This is a genomic window from Nocardioides sp. NPDC004968, assembly GCF_040608935.1.
Classification (GTDB): domain Bacteria; phylum Actinomycetota; class Actinomycetes; order Propionibacteriales; family Nocardioidaceae; genus Nocardioides.
The window spans coordinates 12191-31036 of record NZ_JBEXJF010000053.1 but is presented as its reverse complement, the minus strand read 5'-3'; the positions used below and the strand labels follow the sequence as shown (position 1 = coordinate 31036).

The 18846-nt window shown below is 69.8% G+C and carries 20 protein-coding genes and 1 riboswitch; of the genes, 9 read left to right on the top strand and 11 right to left on the bottom strand.

The features are described from left to right. Positions 1 to 149: 149 nt before the first annotated feature. The 7 genes from ABZU72_RS27320 to ABZU72_RS27290 all read left to right on the top strand — a co-directional run bounded on the left by ABZU72_RS27320 (position 150) and on the right by ABZU72_RS27290 (position 5830). Positions 150 to 617: a hypothetical protein gene (locus ABZU72_RS27320; RefSeq protein WP_355021918.1), complete on the top strand. Its 468-nt coding sequence runs from the start codon at positions 150 to 152 to the stop codon at positions 615 to 617. Continuing rightward, the gene (locus tag ABZU72_RS27315; protein WP_355021917.1) at positions 614 to 919 is read left to right on the top strand and encodes a hypothetical protein; all 306 of its coding nucleotides are present in this window, start codon (positions 614 to 616) and stop codon (positions 917 to 919) included. The genes ABZU72_RS27320 and ABZU72_RS27315 overlap by 4 nt, the downstream gene beginning before the upstream one ends. Next, complete coding sequence (locus ABZU72_RS27310) at positions 916 to 2706, top strand: alpha/beta hydrolase (RefSeq protein WP_355021916.1); 1791 nt, start codon at positions 916 to 918, stop codon at positions 2704 to 2706. The genes ABZU72_RS27315 and ABZU72_RS27310 overlap by 4 nt, the downstream gene beginning before the upstream one ends. Before the next feature lie 65 nt (positions 2707 to 2771). Continuing rightward, entirely contained in the window at positions 2772 to 3206 is a 435-nt protein-coding gene (locus ABZU72_RS27305; protein ID WP_355021915.1) for a hypothetical protein, read from the top strand. A 20-nt stretch (positions 3207 to 3226) separates the two neighbouring features. Next, on the top strand, positions 3227 to 4150 hold the full coding sequence (locus ABZU72_RS27300; RefSeq protein WP_355021914.1) for an alpha/beta hydrolase: 924 nt from the start codon (positions 3227 to 3229) through the stop codon (positions 4148 to 4150). Positions 4151 to 4153: 3 nt separating this feature from the next. Beyond that, positions 4154 to 4819 carry a helix-turn-helix domain-containing protein gene (locus ABZU72_RS27295; RefSeq protein WP_355021913.1) on the top strand — a complete coding sequence of 222 codons (666 nt, stop codon included), beginning with the start codon at positions 4154 to 4156 and terminating at the stop codon, positions 4817 to 4819. Between the two features lie 33 nt (positions 4820 to 4852). After that, positions 4853 to 5830, top strand: a complete 978-nt coding sequence (locus ABZU72_RS27290) for a cytochrome c oxidase assembly protein (protein WP_355021912.1) — start codon at positions 4853 to 4855, stop codon at positions 5828 to 5830. Position 5831: 1 nt separating this feature from the next. Here the strand turns inward: ABZU72_RS27290 and ugpC are convergent, their stop codons facing one another. The 4 genes from ugpC to ABZU72_RS27270 all read right to left on the bottom strand — a co-directional run bounded on the left by ugpC (position 5832) and on the right by ABZU72_RS27270 (position 10271). After that, entirely contained in the window at positions 5832 to 6905 is a 1074-nt protein-coding gene (gene ugpC, locus ABZU72_RS27285; RefSeq protein WP_355021911.1) for a sn-glycerol-3-phosphate ABC transporter ATP-binding protein UgpC, read from the bottom strand. A gap of 103 nt (positions 6906 to 7008) precedes the next feature. Beyond that, positions 7009 to 8730: a sulfatase-like hydrolase/transferase gene (locus tag ABZU72_RS27280; protein WP_355021910.1), complete on the bottom strand. Its 1722-nt coding sequence runs from the start codon at positions 8728 to 8730 to the stop codon at positions 7009 to 7011. Positions 8731 to 8865: 135 nt separating this feature from the next. After that, entirely contained in the window at positions 8866 to 9546 is a 681-nt protein-coding gene (locus tag ABZU72_RS27275; protein WP_355021909.1) for a DUF1707 domain-containing protein, read from the bottom strand. Positions 9547 to 9602: 56 nt separating this feature from the next. Further along, positions 9603 to 10271 (bottom strand): DUF1707 domain-containing protein, encoded by a 669-nt coding sequence (locus ABZU72_RS27270; RefSeq protein ID WP_355021908.1) that lies wholly within the window; start codon positions 10269 to 10271, stop codon positions 9603 to 9605. Between the two features lie 127 nt (positions 10272 to 10398). Here ABZU72_RS27270 and ABZU72_RS27265 point away from each other — a divergent pair, with 127 nt between their 5' ends. Next, positions 10399 to 11298 (top strand): NAD(P)-binding domain-containing protein, encoded by a 900-nt coding sequence (locus ABZU72_RS27265; protein ID WP_355021907.1) that lies wholly within the window; start codon positions 10399 to 10401, stop codon positions 11296 to 11298. A 54-nt stretch (positions 11299 to 11352) separates the two neighbouring features. Here the strand turns inward: ABZU72_RS27265 and thiC are convergent, their stop codons facing one another. The 7 genes from thiC to ABZU72_RS27230 all read right to left on the bottom strand — a co-directional run bounded on the left by thiC (position 11353) and on the right by ABZU72_RS27230 (position 17008). After that, complete coding sequence (gene thiC, locus ABZU72_RS27260) at positions 11353 to 13041, bottom strand: phosphomethylpyrimidine synthase ThiC (RefSeq protein WP_355021906.1); 1689 nt, start codon at positions 13039 to 13041, stop codon at positions 11353 to 11355. A 9-nt stretch (positions 13042 to 13050) separates the two neighbouring features. Then, the gene (gene thiD, locus ABZU72_RS27255) at positions 13051 to 13833 is read right to left on the bottom strand and encodes a bifunctional hydroxymethylpyrimidine kinase/phosphomethylpyrimidine kinase (RefSeq protein ID WP_355021905.1); all 783 of its coding nucleotides are present in this window, start codon (positions 13831 to 13833) and stop codon (positions 13051 to 13053) included. Beyond that, positions 13830 to 14420, bottom strand: a complete 591-nt coding sequence (locus ABZU72_RS27250) for a thiamine phosphate synthase (protein ID WP_355021904.1) — start codon at positions 14418 to 14420, stop codon at positions 13830 to 13832. Before ABZU72_RS27250 ends, thiD begins: the two co-directional genes overlap by 4 nt. Further along, positions 14417 to 15184, bottom strand: a complete 768-nt coding sequence (locus ABZU72_RS27245) for a thiazole synthase (RefSeq protein ID WP_355021903.1) — start codon at positions 15182 to 15184, stop codon at positions 14417 to 14419. The genes ABZU72_RS27250 and ABZU72_RS27245 overlap by 4 nt, the downstream gene beginning before the upstream one ends. Then, the gene (gene thiS / locus ABZU72_RS27240; protein WP_355021902.1) at positions 15181 to 15381 is read right to left on the bottom strand and encodes a sulfur carrier protein ThiS; all 201 of its coding nucleotides are present in this window, start codon (positions 15379 to 15381) and stop codon (positions 15181 to 15183) included. The genes ABZU72_RS27245 and thiS overlap by 4 nt, the downstream gene beginning before the upstream one ends. Continuing rightward, complete coding sequence (gene thiO / locus ABZU72_RS27235; protein WP_355021901.1) at positions 15378 to 16403, bottom strand: glycine oxidase ThiO; 1026 nt, start codon at positions 16401 to 16403, stop codon at positions 15378 to 15380. Before thiO ends, thiS begins: the two co-directional genes overlap by 4 nt. Continuing rightward, a complete protein-coding gene (locus ABZU72_RS27230; protein WP_355021900.1) occupies positions 16403 to 17008 on the bottom strand; it encodes a thiamine phosphate synthase in 606 nt (201 codons plus the stop codon). Before ABZU72_RS27230 ends, thiO begins: the two co-directional genes overlap by 1 nt. After that, a riboswitch (TPP riboswitch) is annotated at positions 17002 to 17111 on the bottom strand. It overlaps the preceding gene by 7 nt. 280 nt (positions 17112 to 17391) lie before the next feature. On the opposite strand from ABZU72_RS27230, the gene ABZU72_RS27225 reads away from it, so the two are divergent. After that, positions 17392 to 18825, top strand: a complete 1434-nt coding sequence (locus tag ABZU72_RS27225; RefSeq protein ID WP_355021899.1) for a Gfo/Idh/MocA family oxidoreductase — start codon at positions 17392 to 17394, stop codon at positions 18823 to 18825. The last annotated feature ends 21 nt before the right edge of the window (positions 18826 to 18846 follow it).

Genomic DNA, 18846 nt, shown 5'->3' with positions numbered 1-18846 from the left:
CGGCAAGGACCTCTTGGTCCTTGCCGCGCTTCTCGTTGTCCTTCTTGTCCCCGAAGTGACCGCCCGTGGCGCCACTTTGTTGCTATCTTGTGGTTCGACACGAGCATTGATGAGCGTCTCAGGTGTATGTCACTCGGGGAGGCATCGTTGTGACGGACCCATTCTTCGCCGCGCTGCGCACGCGTCGTCCAGACGTCGACATCGTCATCCTGCCTCCGGCAGACCCTCCCGAGCCCTCACCCGAGGCAACGACCGATGAGCTGAGCCGGTCGGCGCAGGTGGTGGACGCGACCGTCGCAGCAATCGCCGCACGCATGCCGGAGCCGACCTCGGACGGACCGAGGTGGGAGCCCTACAACAGCGAGAACGTACGTCGCCGGGCCCAGCTCGAAACTCGAACAGCTGACGGCGGCGCGATCCTGGCCGGCCTCGATCAGGCGTTCCGAGACGCGAGGTGGCACTCCAGCGTCGAGGTGAAGGCCTTTCATCGATGGACCGCTTCCCGAGCGGACGTCCAGGTCGTCGGCACCTGGTCCGAGCGTCATCACCGGCTCGTGGTGACCGTGACCGGCCGGGTCCTCCGCCCCACGCCGACCGTGCGGGCGGCGCTGGCATGACGCTCCACGTCGAACCCACCAAGGTCCAGTCCACGGCTGCCGCGTGGGATACCGAGAATCTCCATCTCACCGCTGCGGCGAAGCAGATCAACGATGCCGGCGCAGGTGGCTTCACGCCGACCGTGGCGAGTCTGGTCGGACAGTTCATCGAGGCGTGGCAGGCCATCGCGACGAAGTCCGCGCGCTCCGCCGAGTCCCAGGCCGACGGGCTGAGGAGCACCGCGATCGGCATCCTCGAGACCGACGCGAAGACCGACATCGATGCGTCGTTCGCGCTGAACAGCATCAGGGAGATCCGGTGACCATCACCGTCTCCCTGCCCCCTAAGCCGAGCGAGACGCCCGAGTTCACCGCGGACGGCCAGAAGGTGCAGGAGATGGGGTCCACCCTGCGCACCTCGTCGTCGATCTTCGACGACCACGGCTCGTTCGTCGGTGGAATGGCGAAGGACTCCGGCCTCCTCGACGGCCAGGCGGCCGCCGCGTACGCCCAGGCACTCAACCCCATCGGCAAGCATGCCGATGCCTGCTCGCTGGCGTTGCGCGCCGCGGCCAACGCCGTCCTGGGCCATGGCGATGAGCTGGTCGACCTCGAGAGGCGTCATCAGGATCTGAAGGGAGAACGGGAGCGCCTGACCCGCCAGGTCGACGCGCTCACCGCCCGAGCGAACCCGCTGCCGACCGACGAGGCCGAGCTCCGGAACCTCCAGTCGGACTGCGACCGCTGCGCCGACCAGATCGAGACGTACGAATCCGATCTGGTGAAGTGGGCCGAGGATCTCAGGGCCAGCGAGGAGAAGGTCGCGGCTGCGCTCCGCGATGTGATGACCGAGCGGCAGATCGACCAGAAGTACGCCGGAGTCGCCGACCCCGCTGACGCCGCCAGGGACTCGATGCCGTCGAGCAAGGACCCCAAGGCGGTCAAGGCGTGGTGGGACGGCCTCACCGAAGAGCAACGAGCGGGCATGACCGCCGCGTACCCCGAGATCGTGGGGAACACCGACGGCATCCCGGCGGCCGACCGCAGTGACGCGAACACGATCTCCCTGGACCGCGACCTCGCCGAGCTCGGCGCCATCCCCGAGGACCAGCGCACCGAGGACGAGCGGACCCGCTACGACAACGCAAAGGCCGCAGATGTCGCGCGTGACAAGATCGAGAGGTCCAGGGACCCGATGACCAACGAGAACTACGACGCCCAGGTCTACATCTATGACCCGATGGCGTTCGGCGGCGACGGGCGTGTCGCGATGGCGGTCGGCGACCTCGACACGGCGCGCAATGTATCGGTCAGTGTGCCGGGCTTGACCACCGACATGGAGTCGTCCCAGTCGAATGCCGAGGATGTGATCAACCTCCATCAGGCAGCTTCGTTCGAAGGCGGCACCAGCACAGCCACCATGTTCTGGATCGGCTACGACGCGCCCAGCGGAGCCGACTCGGCCGGTGTTGCGGCCGAGGGCATGGCCACCGCCGGCGGGGAGCGGCTCGCCGACACCCTCGACGGCCTCAACGCCATGCGTACCGACGACTTTCACCTCACCGCCATCGGCCACAGCTACGGCTCGACGACCGTCGCGCACGCGATGACCGACGGCCGCCCTGACGTGGACGACGTCGTCCTGCTGGGCAGCCCCGGAGCCGGCGACGATGCCGACTCCGCCGACGACCTGGGCGTCGGCTCGGGACATGTCTTCGTCGGCACGAACAGCGAGGACCTCGTCGGCCGGCTGGGGCAGACGGGATGGGTCAGCCCGGCAGCCGTCGGCGCGGGTGTGCTCACCGGCCCCCTCGGTGGCGCCGTCGCCCAGCTGGCCGGTGCCGGCCTCGGCCACAACCCGGCCGAGGACGACTTCGGTGCCGTACGCTTTCAGGCCGAGAGCACCAGCAGGGGGTCGATCCCCAACATCGACGACCACGTCAAGTACTACGACCACGACTCGGAGTCACTCGCCAACATGGCCCACATCGTCAACGGGCAGTACGACGACGTGGTGCGCGCCGGGCAGGTGCACGACCCGTGGTACCGCGACCCGGTCGACCCCGAGAGCGGCCGCACCCCGACCAGCCCGGACACGGACGGCCTATGACGGCTCGGGCCCTGGCCGCCGTGATGGCGACACTGACGATCCTGCTTACCGGAGGGTGTGGCGGAGTGAGCGACAAGACCTACGCCGAGCTCGAACAACAGCGAGACGACGTACTCACGTGGGCACGCGAGCTGTCGGCCGCTGCCTCAACGACCCTTGCCACGTCCCCCGAGGACGCAACGGAGGCGTACGACGGCGTGGATCAGAAGGGGCTTTCGGACAAGTACAAGTCGTACAAGTACGACGTCCAAGCCGACTTCGCCACGGAGCAACAGGACCCGCTCAGCGCGCTGCGCGACGAGCTCGAGGCGTTCAGCCCAACGTTCAGCGGGAACTCGCTGCGGCTTTCGCACGGTGACCTGACCGCCCACTTCCAGACCTACCCGAATGCCCCCGGGGCGGTCGGCCTCGTCGTTCAGGGGCCACCGATCGAGATCGATCAGGAAGACATGAGCGACTGGGACGGCTTCGTCGTCGGTGAACCGGTCGACCTGCAATGACGACCCGGTAAAGTTTGCGCATGACCACCGCCGCCGAGCCGACCGAATCCACCGCCTTCCTCCCCGGAGGGGTCGAGCTGGCGTACGACACGTTCGGCAGTCCCAGCGCTGATCCGCTGCTGCTGATCATGGGTCTCGGCGGCCCGATGACCTGGTGGAACACCGAGCTGTGCGAGCAGCTGGCCCAGGCCGGGTTCTACGTGGTGCGCTACGACAACCGCGACATCGGCCACTCCTCGCCCCACCCCTCCGACGAGCGGATCACACTCGCGAGGCTGGCCCGGGCGTTCGCGGGGCTGCCGACCCCGTCGCCGTACGCGATGGACGACCTCGCGGACGACGCCGCCGCGCTGCTGACCCATCTCGGCATCGACTCCGCGCACGTGTGGGGCGTGTCGATGGGCGGGATGATCGCCCAGACCCTCGCCATCCGCCACCCCGACCGAGTGCGCTCGGTCTGCTCGACGATGTCCACCACCGGCCGTCGCGGGGTCGGCTTCCAGCACCCGACCCTGCTGCCCGCGCTGGTCATCAAGAAGCCCGGTCTGGAGGGCTACATCGAGCGCCAGATCAAGGGCGGTGTCCAGATCGGCTCCCCCGGCTTCCCCGAGCCCGAGGACGAGGTACGCCGGCGGGCGATCGACACCTGGAACCGCGGCGTCAGCGGACCGGCCGTCGCGCGGCAGATGCTCGCCGTGCTCACCCAGCCCGACCGCACCGAGGAACTCGGGCGCATCAAGGTCCCGTTCAGCGTGATCCACGGGCTGACCGACAAGATGGTCCATGTCTCCGGCGGCCGAGCGACCGCCGCGGCCGTCCCAGGCTCGGAGATCACCCTGTTCAAGGGCATGGGCCACGACATGCCCCGTGCGCTGTGGCCGGCCTTCATCAAGGTCGTACGCCGCACCGCTGACCGAGCCGCCGACCACACCGTCTCCGCGTAGCGGATGCGCACCACGGTCCCCGAGGGCGAGTCGGGCTCGATGCTCGCGAGGGCGCTCGCGGACGTCGCCGAGCCCATCGAGGACGAGGCGGTGACCGCGAAGCTCCTCGACGCCGCCGCGGAGCAGTTCCGCCAGATCGGGATCAGGCGGACCACCATGGAGGAGGTCGCGAACCGCGCCGGGGTCGCCCGGATCACGGTCTACCGCCGCTTCGCCAACAAGGACGCCCTGGTCGAGCAGGTCGTACGCCGCGAGTTCCGGCGCTACTTCGACCAGTTCGTGCTCGACATCGCCGGTGCCGCCGACGCAGCCGAGCGCGTGGAGATCGGCTTCGCCAGCGCGATGCGGGCGATCCGCGGAAACCCGCTCATCGGGGGCCTGCTCACCGTCGAGACGGACTCGCTGGTGCACTCCATCGTCGGCGACGGCGGCCGCACCGTGGCCACGATCGCGCGCTTCGTCGCGGGCCAGCTGCGTCGCGAGCAGCGGGCCGGCAACGTACCTGCCGAGGTCGATGTCGACCTCGTCGCCGAGCTGATGGTCCGCACCTCGACCTCGTTCCTGGTCACCCCGAGCGAGGTCGTCGACATCGACGACGAGACGCAGCTGCGCGCGCTCGCCCGGCTGTTCCTGGTGCCGCTGATCGACCCCGGCAGCCGCCCGAACTAACCTTCGTCCGGGCCCCGGAGATACCGTGAGACCATGCACGACCACGGCTCCCTGCCCCCGCTCGGTTGGTCCGAGTTCTTCACCACCTGGAGTCTCCAGCCCGGCTGGCTGCTCGCCGCGGTCATCCTCGCCGCGGGCTATCTCACGCTCCGCAACGCCGCTGGCCCTGCCTCGACGGTCAAGGGCTGGCGGGTGGCGTCGTTCCTGACCGGGCTCGGCCTGATGTACGTCGTGGTCGCATCGGCCATCAACGGCTACGCGATGGCGCTGGCCTGGATGCACATGGTGCTCCACCTGACGCTGATCATGGTCGTACCCACGCTCCTGGTGCTCGGACACCCGCTCACCGTCATCGCCGAGACCGGCCCGCGGGCCGAGCGCGCGATGCGCTCGCTCCCGGTCACCATCCTGATCCACCCGGTCACCGGCACCCTGCTCTACTCGGTGGTCATCATCGGCACCCACCTGTCCGGGTTCATGGACTCGATGGCACAGAGCACCTCACTGATGGTCGGCGAGCAGGTGCTCTACGTCGTCGCCGGCTTCCTCTTCCTCACCGGCGCGATCGGCGAGGAGAAGGTACGCACCGACCTGCCCTACCTGGGCAGGATCGCGCTCCTCGTCGTCGGGATGGTGCCCGACACGATCGTGGGGATCGTGATGCTGCAGACCGAGCGCGATCTCTACCCGGTCTACTCCGCCGCGCGTCCCGAGTGGGCGCTGGACGCGGTGAAGGACATCCAGACCGCCGGCGGTCTGATGTGGGCCGGCGGCGACGGCGGCATGATGCTGCTCGCCATCGGCCTGGTCATCGCCGTCGTCTCCTCACCCGAGCGCCGGGCCAAGATGACCGGCCGCTTCCTCGACGGCGTACGCAGCAGCCGGCTCGCTGAGGAGAGCGCCCGGGGCACGACGGAGGGCCCCGCCGAGCCGGGATCCGTGGATCCCGACAGCGACGAGGCCCTCGATGCCTACAACGCGATGCTGGCTCGGATGAACCAGCACCACTGAGTCAGTTGACGCGCAGGCCCGACTCGGTGTCGAAGACGTGGACGTCCTCGGGGTCGGTGGTGACGTAGATCGTGTCGCCCTTGCTGACGTGGTCCTTGGACGAGACCCGGACGATCAGGGTCGAGGGGACACCCTCGACGTCGCTGGTGCCGTAGACGTAGGAGTCGGAGCCGAGCTCCTCGACCACGGTCACCTGGACCGGCAGCCCGCCCTGGCCCTCGCCGATGACCCGGAAGCTCTCCGGGCGCACGCCGACGGTGATCTGCGTGGGCATGTCGGTGGTGCCGACCGGAACGACGTACTCCCCGATCTTGGCGCCGCCGCCATCGGCAGCGGTGGCCTTGATGAGGTTCATCTGCGGCGAGCCGATGAAGCCGGCGACGAAGAGGTTGACCGGCTTGCGGTAGAGGTTGAGCGGGGTGTCGACCTGCTGCAGCTCACCGTTGTTCATCACCGCGACGCGGTCGCCCATCGTCATCGCCTCGACCTGGTCGTGGGTGACGTAGACGGTGGTGATGCCGAGGTCGGCCTGGAGCTTGGCGATGTCGGTGCGGGTCTGCACGCGCATCTTGGCGTCGAGGTTGGAGAGCGGCTCGTCCATGCAGAAGACCTGCGGCTGGCGGACGATCGCGCGACCCATGGCAACACGCTGGCGCTGACCACCGGAGAGCGCCTTCGGCTTGCGGTCGAGGTAGTCGGTCAGGCCCAGGGTCTTGGCGGCGTCGGCGACGAGCTTGTCACGCTCGGCCTTCGGGACCTTGGCCATCTTCAGCGAGAACGCCATGTTCTCGGCGACGCTCATGTGCGGGTAGAGCGCGTAGTTCTGGAAGACCATCGCGATGTCGCGGTCCTTCGGGGCCACGTTGGTGACCTCGCGGTCGCCGATCCTGATGGCACCGGAGTTGACCTCCTCCAGCCCGGCGAGCATGCGCAGGGTGGTGGTCTTACCGCATCCGGACGGGCCGACGAGCACCATGAACTCGCCGTCCATGATCTCGAGGTCGATGCCCTTGACCGCAGGCTCATTGGCGCCGGCATACCACCGCTGCGCCTTCTCGAACGTAACTGTTGCCATGATTCCGTTGTCTCCTTCACCGGCAGGTACGTGCCGGACGATCCGTTGTGAAGTGACCGAGGACACATTTCCTCGGCGGAGACACCATAGCCCAGATCAGTTATCAGCGCGTCAAAGCCCGGCACACAGCTGGTGCGCAACCCTCGTAGGCGTTCAACCGGCGCATCAGGTCACGGGCGTACGGCTTCGCGTGGTCCTCTGCGAAGACGTTGCGGTCCTCCCACGGCCGGTCGTAGCGGTAGAGCTCGTAGGCGTAGTCGGTGCCCTTCCAGGACTTGTCCAGGTCGAACCGGACCAGCAGCCCCTGCGAGCCGCGCACCGCGATGTAGGACGGGATGATGTCGATGGTGCCGCCCGAGCCCTTGTCGAGATCGACCTCGCCGGGGTGCGACTTGGCGTAGGTGTGCTCGAAGAAGGCGTATCGCCCACCCGGCAGCCGCGGCCGGCCCAAGGTCTCCGCGAACGAACTGCCGGAGACGTAGGACGGGGTCGAGGCGCCGGCGATGTCGAGGAAGGTCGGCGCGAGATCGATGTTGTTGACGAACTGGCTGCGCTTGCCCGGCACCACGTCGGGGCCGACCACGACCATGGGCACGCGGGTGTCGGAGTCGTACGGCGCGCCCTTGCCGCCGTTGAGCTGGTGCTGGCCGAGGTGGAAGCCGTTGTCGGAGGTCAGCACGATGTAGGTGTCATCGCCGGCCGCCTCGCGCACCTGGGTGATCATCCTGTCGATCGACTGCACCATCCGGGCGCGGTCGCGGTACTGGCTCAGCGCGGTCTGGTCGGTCAGCGAGACCTTGTTGGTGCGCCAGGCAGGAGCCTGCGACGTACGTCCCCCGCGGCCGAGGTAGGTGGGCGCGTTGTCCCAGCGGTCGTCGCCGTAGCCGACCAGGTCCTTCAGCGTCAGGTCGGCGCACGCGACCCGGCCGCAGTTGCCGCCCGCGGGGTCGCCGGCGGGCGCCTGGTCTGCGAACGCGGGCGGGAACCAGGTGTCCAGGCCCGGGTAGTGGTGGCCGAGGCGCGAGTGGGGCCCGTACGCGGCGATCTCGAGGAAGTAGGGCTCCTCGTCGTCGCGGTGCTCCTGGATGAAGGCGAGGGCGTAGTCACGGGTGACGTTGGTGGCGTACCCGGCGTCCTTGACGGCCGGGCCGGCGGAGGTCGGCGGCCGCGGGTGGTTGCGCAGCTGCACCGCGCCGTTGTCGTCGAGGAAGGTGCTCTGGTAGCCCCAGCCGCCGTAGGCGCCGCCGAGGAGGGCGTTCCAGGAGTCCCAGCCGGGCACCTTGGGCGGCGGGACGCGCTTGCCGTCGGCGCCGATGGTGGCCTCGTAGGCGTTGATGTACTTCCCCACGAACCCGGTCGTGTAGCCGGCCTCCTGGAGCCCGATGCTGAACTGCTTCTCCAGGTTGCCGTAGCGCTGGAACGCCGACCAGCCGCCGACCGGGTGCTCCGGGTCGTTCTGGGTGTTGGTGAGGACCTTGGTGTGGTGCGGGGTCTGCCCGGTCAGCAGCGCCGCGCGCGAGGGGCAGCAGAGCGAGTCGATGACGAAGGAGTTCTGGTACGTCGCGCCCTCGGCCGCCATCCTGGTCGCCTCCGGCATCGTGCGGAGCAGCTCCAGGGAGAAGTCGTCCATCAGGATCAGGACCATGTTGGGGCGCTCGTCGGTCGTGGCAGCCAGCTCCGCCGCCTCCTCGACCGGCGCGGCCGACGGTTCGGCGGCAGCAGAGCCGGCAGCCACCGTCTTCGGGCCGAGGACCAGGAGTCCGGCGATCAGGGCCACGACCGCCAGGAGTGCGGCGCCCAGCAGTGCGCTCCACTTCGGCTTCATCCCGAGACTCCTTTGTCTAGTATTTAACTGCACTATATCTGGTTCAAGCGAGGTTAGTGCCTCATCTCAAGGCACGACAAAGTGGGTCCGCGGAGCGGACCCAAAGGGGCGTGCACAGCCCCGAGTTGGTGTTGCTCAGTGCAGCTCGTGCGGCGGCGGCATCTTCAGATGCCTGGAGCCCTTCGCTTCCTTCAGCGGCTTGCGGATGACGGTGACGCCACCCATCAGCGCCAGGCCCTTCACCCGCAGCACCGGACCGCCGGTCGGCTCGATGCCGCGCGGACCGACGTAGCCGCCCATGATCCCGACTCCCTGCATCACGACCTGGACATCGGGGCCGACGGTGATGTTGACCCCGCCCATGATCGCGTTGGCGTAGATCACGGTCTCCTGCGCGGAGAACTGCGCCTGGCGCATGTCGAGCTCGGCGCCGCCCATCAGGGCGATCACGTTGCCGGTCGCCGGCACCGTCCAGACCCCGCGCCGGTCGACGCCGCTCATGATCGCGACGTAGAGCTGGCTCTCGATCGGGTTGGCGGCGAAGACCGCGGGGCTGTTCGCGGCTGCGGGCTTGGACACCGAGACCGGCGGCGCCGGGGTGCCCACGGCCGGCAGGTCGACGGTGATCGGGATCAGGTCGGCGTACGTCTTGGCCTTGAAGGTCGCCTCGAGGCGGTCGTCGAGCTCGTCGATCTCCAGGCGGCCCTCGCCTGCGGCCTCGCGCAGGATGTCGGCCACCTTGTGGCGGTCGGCATCGCTGATCCGGAGGTTCGGATCAGGATTCTGGCCGCGAAATGGCTCGGGGGTCGTTCCCATGGGGCGAATGCTAGTGGGGGGCTGCGAGGAACGCCTCAACAATCCCCCCGATGGCATCACTCCAGGCCGAGGTGCTGCCTCAGCGTGCGCTTCGGGCCGCGCGGAGCCCGGCGCTTGACGGTCACGTCACCCAGCACCGCGATGCCGCGCACCCGCACCACCGGCGAGTCCGCCGCGAGCACCTCGGGCACCTTCTCCGACGGCTCCTTGAAGTCGCCGAGGACGCCGTTGCCCTCCACGATCACGTGCACGTTCGGTGGGACGGTGACCTTCACGCTGCCCAGGACGGAGGTGGCGTTGATGACCACCTCACGCGCTGAGTAGTGCGCCTCGCGCAGGTCGATGTTGGCGTCGCCCAGTACCGCGTGGACAGAGAACTGCTGCGGAACCACCCACACGCCCTTGCGCTCGACGTTGCTCAGGAACGCGCTGGCGCTGTCGCTCGCATCGCCCTCGCCGTAGACGACGGGGACCGCGCCGGCGGCGGGCGCCGCGGGCATCACCGGCGCCTGCCCAGCGACCGGCAGATCCTGCGTGATCGGCTCCAGGTCGGCGTACGTCTTGGCCTTGTAGGTCTCCTCGAGCCGCTCCTCGAGCTCGTCGATGTCCAGGCGGCCCTCGCCGGCAGCCTCGCGCAGGATGTCGGCCACCGCGTGGCGGTCCGCATCGCTGACGCGCAGGTCGGGTCGGCGGGGCTGGCCAGGTTGCGGTTCAGGGAGTCCCATGGTCCTGAATGCTATCGGCGCAGGTGTCGCTCGTCTCTCAGGTTCTACCCTGAGGCTGGGCACTGACCATTTGGTGCGTACCCCAGTAAATAGTGGGTACTCCCGCAGCCGGGCGACGTCCGCCAGCATGGATGACGTGTCAGAAACCGATAGAAACCCGACCCCCTTGACCGACGTCACCGTGCTCGGCCTCGGCGCGATGGGCAGCGCGCTGGCGACCGCGTTGCTCGACGGCGGCCGCTCCGTGACCGTCTGGAACCGCACGCCTCGCCGCGCCAAGAACCTGGTGACCCGCGGCGCCGATGCCGCGGGCTCGGTCCCCGCGGCGGTGCTGGCCAGCCCCGTGGTCATCGCCTGCCTGCTCGATCACTCCTCCGTCGAGGAGACCCTCGGACTGGCGGTTGACGAACTGCGCGGCCGCACCCTGGTCAACGTCACCACCACGACGCCGAACGAGGCGCGTGCACTCGCCTCCTGGGCGGCCGAGCACGGCATCGACTACCTCGACGGCGCCATCATGGCCGTGCCCGCCATGATCGGGTCCCGCGCGGGCCAGATCTTCTACAGCGGCTCACGGGCGGCGTACGACGCCCTCCTGCCGACGCTCGACGTCTGGACCACGAGCGAGTACCACGGCGAGGACGCCGGCCGGGCGTCGCTGGTGGATCTGGCGATGCTGTCGGGGATGTACCAGATGTTCACGGGCTTCTTCCACGGTGCCGCGATGGCCGCCACCATGGGGATGAGCGCGTCGGACTTCGCCGCTCGGCAGGCTCCCTTCCTCGCCGCCATGACCGAAGAGCTCGCCGGCTACGCGAAGGTCATCGACGGCGGCGACTACACCGTCGCGGGCCAGCAGAGCCTGGAGTTCTCCGACCTCTCGCACATCGTCCGTGCCAGCGAGGAGCAAGGGATCGATCCCGCCCCGATCGCCGCCGTCCAGGCGCTGATCAGCAGAGAGATCGACGCGGGGTACGGCTCGGAGGGGCTCCCCAGGGTCGTCGAGAGCCTGCGCGCCGACGGGTAACGCTGGGGCGACGGTGCCCTGGCCGCCGGTCGGCCAGGGCACTGTCGCGTCGGGTCAGTCGGCGAGCGGGAGATACACGCGGCTCCCCGCTGCCGCGAACTCCTTCGACTTCTCCAGCATCCCCGCCTCGATCTCCTCGGGGGATGCGCCGTTGTCGCCGCCGAAGCGGTCGCGTACGTCCTGGCTGATCTTCATCGAGCAGAACTTCGGGCCGCACATGGAGCAGAAGTGGGCGGTCTTGGCGTTCTCCGCCGGCAGGGTCTCGTCGTGGAAGCTCTCCGCGGTGACCGGGTCCAGCGAGAGGGCGAACTGGTCACGCCAGCGGAACTCGAAGCGGGCCTTGGAGAGCGCGTCGTCGTGGTCGCGGGCACCGGGGTGGCCCTTGGCGATGTCGGCGGCGTGGGCGGCGAGCTTGTAGGTGATCACGCCGGTCTTCACGTCGTCCCTGTCCGGCAGACCGAGGTGCTCCTTGGGGGTGACGTAGCAGAGCATCGCGGTGCCGTGCATGGCGATCGTGGCCGCGCCGATGGCGCTGGTGATGTGGTCGTAGCCGGGCGCGATGTCGGTGGCGAGCGGGCCCAGCGTGTAGAACGGCGCACCGTGGCACCACTCCTGCTGCAGCCGAACGTTCTCCTCCACGAGGTTGAGCGGGACGTGACCGGGGCCCTCGACCATGACCTGTACGTCGTGCTCCCAGGCCCTCTCGGTGAGCTCGGCCAGCGTCCGCAGCTCGCTGAGCTGGGCCTCGTCGTTGGCGTCGGCGGTGGAGCCCGGGCGGAGCCCGTCGCCGAGGGAGAAGGCGACGTCGTACTGCTTGAAGATCTCGCAGAGCTCGTCGAAGTGGGTGTAGAGGAAGCTCTCCTGGTGGTGCGCGAGACACCAGCCGGCCATGATCGAGCCGCCTCGGGACACGATGCCGGTCACGCGGTTCGCGGTGAGCGGGACGTATCTCAGCAGGACTCCCGCATGGATCGTCATGTAGTCGACGCCCTGCTCGGCCTGCTCGATGACGGTGTCCCGGAACACCTCCCAGGTCAGCTTGTCGGCCTCGCCGTTGACCTTCTCCAGGGCCTGATAGATCGGGACGGTGCCGATCGGGACGGGTGAGTTGCGCAGGATCCACTCGCGGGTGGTGTGGATGTCGTCGCCGGTGCTCAGGTCCATCACCGTGTCCGCGCCCCAGGTGATCGCGTGGGTGAGCTTGTCGACCTCCTCCGCGATGCTGCTGGTGACCGCGGAGTTGCCGATGTTCGCGTTGATCTTCACCAGGAAGCGCTTGCCGATGATCATCGGCTCGGACTCGGGGTGGTTGACGTTGTTCGGGATGATCGCCCGGCCCGCCGCCACCTCCTCGCGGACCAGCTCGGGGTCGCAGCTCTCCCGCACCGCGACATAGGCCATCTCCTTGGTGATGATGCCCTGGCGCGCGTAGTGCATCTGGGAGATGTTGGCGCCCTTTCGCGGCTTCCGGCGCTCGCCCTGCCATTCCTCGGTGGCTGCTCCGCGGCGTACGGCGGTCTTGCCGTTGTCCCGGAGGTCTGCCGGGCGTCCGTCGTACTGCTCGGTGTCGCCGCGTTCCTCGATCCATTCGAGGCGGCGGGGCGGGAGGCCCTGCTCCGGCTGCGAGCCGGGGCCCTCGGTGCAGTAGCGGTCGAAGGTCTCGCCGTTGGTGAGCGCGACCCGGGTCACCGGGACCTTCAGGTCGCCGATCTCGAGGCGGGTGTGGGCGGGGTGCACGGTCATGCGGTCTCCTCAGGTGTTCAGGTGGGCGATCGGTCCTCGGCCGCGGCCGAGAGTCCAGTGCCGGCTTGCGGCGAGCTGTCGGGTGACGTACGCGGCCGCCTGCTCCGCCGCTTCGCGCAGCGGGGCGCCGTGGGCGAGGTGGGCGGCCAGGGCCGAGCTGTAGGTGCAGCCGGTGCCGTGGTCGTTCTTCGTCGGGACGGCGGGATGCGTGAGTGGGATCGGCGGTTCCCCCGGCTCGGCGAGCCAGTCCGTGCACGTCCCGGTTGCCTCCGGGTCACCGCCGGTGACGATCACGGCGCACCCGCTGGTCGAGCGGAGAGCGAGCGCAACCGCGAGGTCGGCGGGCGAACCGTCGTGGCCGAGTAACGCCCGTGCCTCGTCCAGGTTGGGGGTGACGACGGTGGCGACGGGGAGCAGGTGGTCGAGATAGGCGCGGCGTACGTCGTCCCCGCCGAGCACCGCGCCGGAGGTGGCGACCAGGACGGGGTCGACGACGAGCGGCCGGCCGGTGCAGAGGCGCGCGACGAGCTCGACCACCTCGGCGCTGCCGAGCATGCCGGTCTTGACCGCCGCGACGGGAAGGTCGTCGAAGACGGCGTGGAGCTGGGCCTCGACGGTGGCGAGCGGGACGGCGTGGATGTCGCTGACCCCGGTCGTGTCCTGGGCGGTGACGGCGGTGATCACGCAGGCTCCGTGGACCCCGAGCGCGGCGAAGGTGGCCAGATCAGCCGCCGTGCCCGCCGCTCCCCCGGAGTCGGTGCCCGCGACGGTGAGCGCGACCGGCGGGTTCACGACGTCACCGCCGTCGTGCCGAGGGCGGCCAGCAGGTCGCGGACGACCGCGGCCGGCTCCTCCGCGCGCATCACCGCCCCCATCACGCCCACCCCGTGGGCCCCGGCCGCCACCGCCGCCGCGGCGTTGTCCGGGGTGATCCCGCCCAAGGCGTACGTCGGGAGCGGCAGGCCAGCGAACACCTCCGGCCCGAGCGGCGGCCCGTAACCCGGCTTGGACTCGGTCAGCGCGTACGGGCTCAGCATCGCGTAGTCGAACCCCTCCTCGGCCGCGCGGGCGACCTCGGTGGCGCTGTGGCAGCTGCGGCCGCGGGGTGGCCCTACGGACGAGGTGCTACTGCTCGCGGAGGCGGGCAGGTGCAGGCCGACTGCGGCAGGGAGAGGGGTGTGGGCGGCGATGACGTTCAGGCCGAGTCCGGCGAGCAGCTCGGCCAGCTTTGCTCGATGCTCCAGGGGCTCATCGAGCTCACGGAGTACGACGTGGGTCAGGCTGGCCTCGGCGCACGCTGCCATCGTCGCGACCAGGCTGCGGCCGAGCGGCAGCTGGGAGCGGTCGGTGAGGACGAGCAGTCGCGGCAGCGCGGTCATGCGATCCGGCCTTCCATCGGAGACGACGCCCGGGCGACCGCTTGGCGCGGGATCCGGCCGGCGGCGCGGGCAGCGTGCCCGGCCTCGACGGCCAGGCGCAGCGCGCGAGCCATCCCGACCGGGTCGTCGGCGCGGGTCACCGCGGTGGCGGCGAGGACCGCGGAGCAGCCGAGCTCCATCGCGAGGGCCGCGTCCGAGGCCGTGCCGACACCGGCGTCGAGCACGACCGGCACGGACACCGCAGCAACGACCGCCTCGATCGCATACGGGTTCAGCAGCCCCAGCCCGGACCCGATCGGCGAGCCGAGCGGCATCACCGCCGCGCAGCCGGCGTCCTCGAGCCGGCGGGCGAGGACGGGGTCGTCGGTGGCGTACGGAAGGACCGTGAAGCCCTTGCGCACCAGCTGCTCGGCGGCCTCGACGAGCTCGACGGCGTCGGGCATCAGCGAGGTCTCGTCACCGATCACCTCCAGCTTGACCCAGTCCGTCTCCAGCGCCTCGCGGGCGAGCTCGGCGGTCAGCACCGCCTCGCGTGCCGAGAGGCAGCCCGCGGTGTTGGGCAGGATCGGCACCTTCGCCGCGCGAAGCGTCTCGAGCAACCCGCCGGAGGCCGTCGAGGACGTACGCCGCATCGAGACCGTCACCAGACCGGGCTCGGCCGCGTCGATGACGTCGGGGAGCAGGGCCAGGTTGGGCAGGCCGCCGGTGCCGAGGAAGAGGCGTGAGGACAGCTCGTGGCCAGCGATCTTCAAGATGCTGCTCATCCGCCCTGCACCGCCGTCACGATCTCGACGACATGACCGTCCCGGAGCTGCCAGCGCGCCCAGTCGTCGCGCGGCACGATCTCCTCGTCCACGGCGACGGCGATGCCGCTCGGCCGCCGGTCGCCGGTACGTGCCTCGAGCAGGTCGGCAACGGTGCCGCTGACCTCCGTCGGCTCGCTGTTCACGGTGATCTTCATCCGTCCTCCTTCATCCGGAACCGGCGCGGATCGACCGCGGGTTCCACTGAACCGGTCTCGATGTGGTCGGCCACCAGCTGCGCGATGAGCGGCGCGAGCAGGACCCCGTTGCGGTAGGCACCCGCGGCAAGCACGACGCCCGGCTCGTGGGTCGAGCCGACGAGAGGAAGGTTGTCGGCGGTCCCCGGGCGGTCGCGCGAGGTCACCTCCACCACGCTGGCGCGGTCGAGCGCCGGCACGACCCGGCGGGCGGAGTCGAGCAGCCGCCACACGCCCTCGACGGTCGGCAGCAGCGGACCGTCGCGCTCCTCGGTGGTGGCCCCGATGACCACCTCGTCGCTGTCGATCCGCGGCACCACGTAGATCTGCTCGCCGTGCGCCCAGGCCCGCACCGTCCGTTCCACCCGCTCCTGCGTCCGTACGCGCACCACGTCTCCGCGCACCGGGCGGATGAGGGAGGAGTACGGATCGGGGAGGTTCACACCCGTGGCGATGACGGTGACGGTGTTGGTCTCGACACCGGCTCGCTGGCGCTCGCCGGGCTCGACCAGCGTGGACAACCGTTCGAGCAGGGCCGCGACAACCGCACGCGGGTCGACCGAGTGGTCCTCGGCGAGGAAGGCCCCGCCGGCGACGCGGCCGAGTCCGGGTTCGCGGGCGAGCAGCGCGCGGCGTACGAGTCTCTCGTAAGAGACCCCGGCGAGGTCGAGCACCGAGAGCTGCCGCTCGACCTGCTGGACGTCCCCGGCGTCGACGCCGACCAGCAGGGTCCCGCGGGTGTGCACTGCCACCCCGAGCCTGGCGGCGAAGTCGGGCCAGAGCGCGAGGGAGGACAGGCAGAGCCGGGTCAGGTCCTCCTCGCCGTACCAGGCCTCACCGGCCGGGCTGAGCATGCCGGCCGCGGCGTACGAGGCCCCCGAGCCCGGCGCCGGATCGACCATCGTGACCTCATGCCCGCGACGGATCAGCTCGTCGGCCACGGACAGCCCGACGATCCCGGCACCGAGGATCCGCACGCGCATCAGCCGACGGCTTCCACGAGCTCCTTCGCGGCCTGGAGTGGGTCGGGTTGTCGCCAGAGCCCGCCGATCACGGCGACCCCGTGGGCGCCGGCGGCGCGTACGGCACCGGCGGAAGCGGTCGAGATCCCGCCGATCGCGATCAGCGGGAGGACTCCGGCCGCGTCGGAGACCGCGGAGACCCCCAGTGGATCGGGAAGCCCGGCCTTGGATGTGGTGGCGAAGACCGGCCCGAAGCCGGCGTAGTCAGCGCCCGCGGCGGCGGCCGCCTCGACCGCCACGCGGTCCCGGCACGTCGCGCCGATGATCAACCCCGGCGCGGCCGCGTCGGCGATCCGCCGGGCCTCGGCCAGCGGAAGGTCGGAGGCGCCGAGGTGGACGCCGTGCGCACCGGACGCGAGCGCCACGTCGAGCCGGTCGTCGACGACCACACAGGCGTCGTACGTCCCGACCCGCTCGATCACGGCCGCGGTCAGAGCGAGCAGCTCGCGGGTCGTCGCTGCCTTGTCGCGCACCTGGAAGCCGGCGACGCCGAGCTCCGCGAAGGCAGGCAGCAGCGCGAGATCTTCGCTCGAGGAGACCAGGCAGAAAATAGGTGGAAGAGGCACAACCAATCACTTCCTTCGCCGGCATGATCCGGATCAGGTGTAACGGTCGGAGCGGCCTTAGCTCCCTCTCAGCCCGCTGCCGCGGACTCCCGTGTGGACGTCTCCGACCATAGCGCGCACCACCGAGAACCCCCAGCCCTAGGCCCATCCAGCGGGATACCTCTGGTAGGTCGAGATCCGCGGCGCCGTCGCCCCGTCGCCCCTGACCCCCGCGACGAGCCGATCGTGTCGATCGACGATCGCGGCGCGCGAAGGTCTGGCGCCGCGATGTGACGTGCCCTACAGTCTTCCCTGAGCGATTGATTCTGCCGATACAAGCGTTGATTCGATCATAAACGATCACTCAGGCCGTGTCGGCCCGACCTCGACTTCGGAGCGAAGACATGCAGACGACGTCCATCACCACGCCCGACACCAAGCTCGCTACCGGGTTCTCCCGGCGCAGCGTCCTGGGCTCCGCCGCCGCAGTGGGCGGGGCCGCCCTGGGCATCGGCGCCCTCACCGCCGGCGCCACCCCGGCGCGGGCCGCCGGCCAGCGCACCATGGTCAACCAGCCCTTCGAGGCGCACGAGATCGTCCGCATCGGGCTGATCGGCCTCGGCAACCGCGGCTTCGGGATGGCCCGTGGCTGGGCCGACATCCCCGGCGCGCAGGTGGTCGCGGTGTGCGACATCCGCGCCGACCGCGCCACGCGGGTGGCCGACGACCTCGTCGCGCGCGGCAAGACCCGCCCCAAGGAGTACGGCGGCAAGCGTGGCTCCTTCAAGCAGATGCTCGACCGCGAGGAGCTCGACCTCATCTACATCGCCACCCCCTGGGAGTTCCACTACGACCAGGCGCGCACCTCGATGCTGGCCGGCGCGCACGTCGCCGTCGAGCTGCCGATCGCCACGCAGCTCAACGAACTGTGGGACCTCGTCAACACCTCCGAGATGACCCGGAAGCACCTGCTGCTCGCCGAGAACTGCAGCTACGGCCGCAACGAGCTGGCGATGCTCAAGATGGCGCACGAGGGGGTCTTCGGCGACATCACCCACGGCGCCGGCGGCTACCTGCACGATCTGCGAGCCCTGCTGTTCAACGACGGCTACTACACCGACGACTGGCGGCGCCTGTGGCACACCCGCAGCACCGCCAGCTTCTACCCGATGCACGGCCTGGCGCCGATCGCTGCCGCGATGGACGTCAACCGCGGCGACCGAGCCGTCACGCTGGCCGCCACCGCGACCGCGCCGCGGGGCCTGGCCGACTACCGCGAGCGCTTCGTCCCCCGCGACCACCGGTCGTGGAAGGAGGAGTACATCAACGGCGACCGCATCAGCTGCGAGATCACCACTTCCGGGGGTCGCACCATCAGCGCCGAGCACAACGTGAGCCAGCCCCGGCCCTACAGCCGCATCAACAGCATCGAGGGCAGCCGCGGCCTGTTCGAGGACTACGTCGGCGGCGACTCGACCGGCGCCCGCGTCTACGCCGAGCCGCTGCACAGCGGCGACACCTGGCGCGGCTTCAAGGCGCTGCGCCAAGAGTTCGACCACTGGCTCTGGAAGGAGCTCGAGGACGACGCCTCCGGGAGCGGTCACGGCGGCATGGACTACATCCTGCAGTGGCGTCTCATCCAGACGATGCGCGCCGGGCTGGTCCCCGACATCGACGTCTACGACTCGGCCATGTGGTGCTCACCGGTCCCGCTGAGCGTCGAGTCGCTGGCCAAGAACGGCAAGCCGGTGGAGATCCCCGACTTCACCCGCGGCAATTGGCGCAAGCCGAGGGTCGGCCTCGACTCGCGCCAGACCGAGATGCCCCCCGTCCCCTGATCCCTACCAACCTCACCTTCC

What these genes read in the sequence shown, in the direction of transcription:
- ABZU72_RS27315 (WP_355021917.1), top strand. Translation starts at nt 614, where the DNA reads ATGACGCTCCACGTCGAACCCACCAAGGTCCAGTCCACGGCTGCCGCG.
- ABZU72_RS27300 (WP_355021914.1), top strand. Translation starts at nt 3,227, where the DNA reads ATGACCACCGCCGCCGAGCCGACCGAATCCACCGCCTTCCTCCCCGGA.
- ABZU72_RS27295 (WP_355021913.1), top strand. Translation starts at nt 4,154, where the DNA reads ATGCGCACCACGGTCCCCGAGGGCGAGTCGGGCTCGATGCTCGCGAGG.
- ABZU72_RS27290 (WP_355021912.1), top strand. Translation starts at nt 4,853, where the DNA reads ATGCACGACCACGGCTCCCTGCCCCCGCTCGGTTGGTCCGAGTTCTTC.
- ugpC (WP_355021911.1), bottom strand. Translation starts at nt 6,905, where the DNA reads ATGGCAACAGTTACGTTCGAGAAGGCGCAGCGGTGGTATGCCGGCGCC.
- ABZU72_RS27280 (WP_355021910.1), bottom strand. Translation starts at nt 8,730, where the DNA reads ATGAAGCCGAAGTGGAGCGCACTGCTGGGCGCCGCACTCCTGGCGGTC.
- ABZU72_RS27275 (WP_355021909.1), bottom strand. Translation starts at nt 9,546, where the DNA reads ATGGGAACGACCCCCGAGCCATTTCGCGGCCAGAATCCTGATCCGAAC.
- ABZU72_RS27270 (WP_355021908.1), bottom strand. Translation starts at nt 10,271, where the DNA reads ATGGGACTCCCTGAACCGCAACCTGGCCAGCCCCGCCGACCCGACCTG.
- ABZU72_RS27265 (WP_355021907.1), top strand. Translation starts at nt 10,399, where the DNA reads ATGGATGACGTGTCAGAAACCGATAGAAACCCGACCCCCTTGACCGAC.
- thiC (WP_355021906.1), bottom strand. Translation starts at nt 13,041, where the DNA reads ATGACCGTGCACCCCGCCCACACCCGCCTCGAGATCGGCGACCTGAAG.
- ABZU72_RS27250 (WP_355021904.1), bottom strand. Translation starts at nt 14,420, where the DNA reads ATGACCGCGCTGCCGCGACTGCTCGTCCTCACCGACCGCTCCCAGCTG.
- ABZU72_RS27245 (WP_355021903.1), bottom strand. Translation starts at nt 15,184, where the DNA reads ATGAGCAGCATCTTGAAGATCGCTGGCCACGAGCTGTCCTCACGCCTC.
- thiS (WP_355021902.1), bottom strand. Translation starts at nt 15,381, where the DNA reads ATGAAGATCACCGTGAACAGCGAGCCGACGGAGGTCAGCGGCACCGTT.
- thiO (WP_355021901.1), bottom strand. Translation starts at nt 16,403, where the DNA reads ATGCGCGTGCGGATCCTCGGTGCCGGGATCGTCGGGCTGTCCGTGGCC.
- ABZU72_RS27225 (WP_355021899.1), top strand. Translation starts at nt 17,392, where the DNA reads ATGCAGACGACGTCCATCACCACGCCCGACACCAAGCTCGCTACCGGG.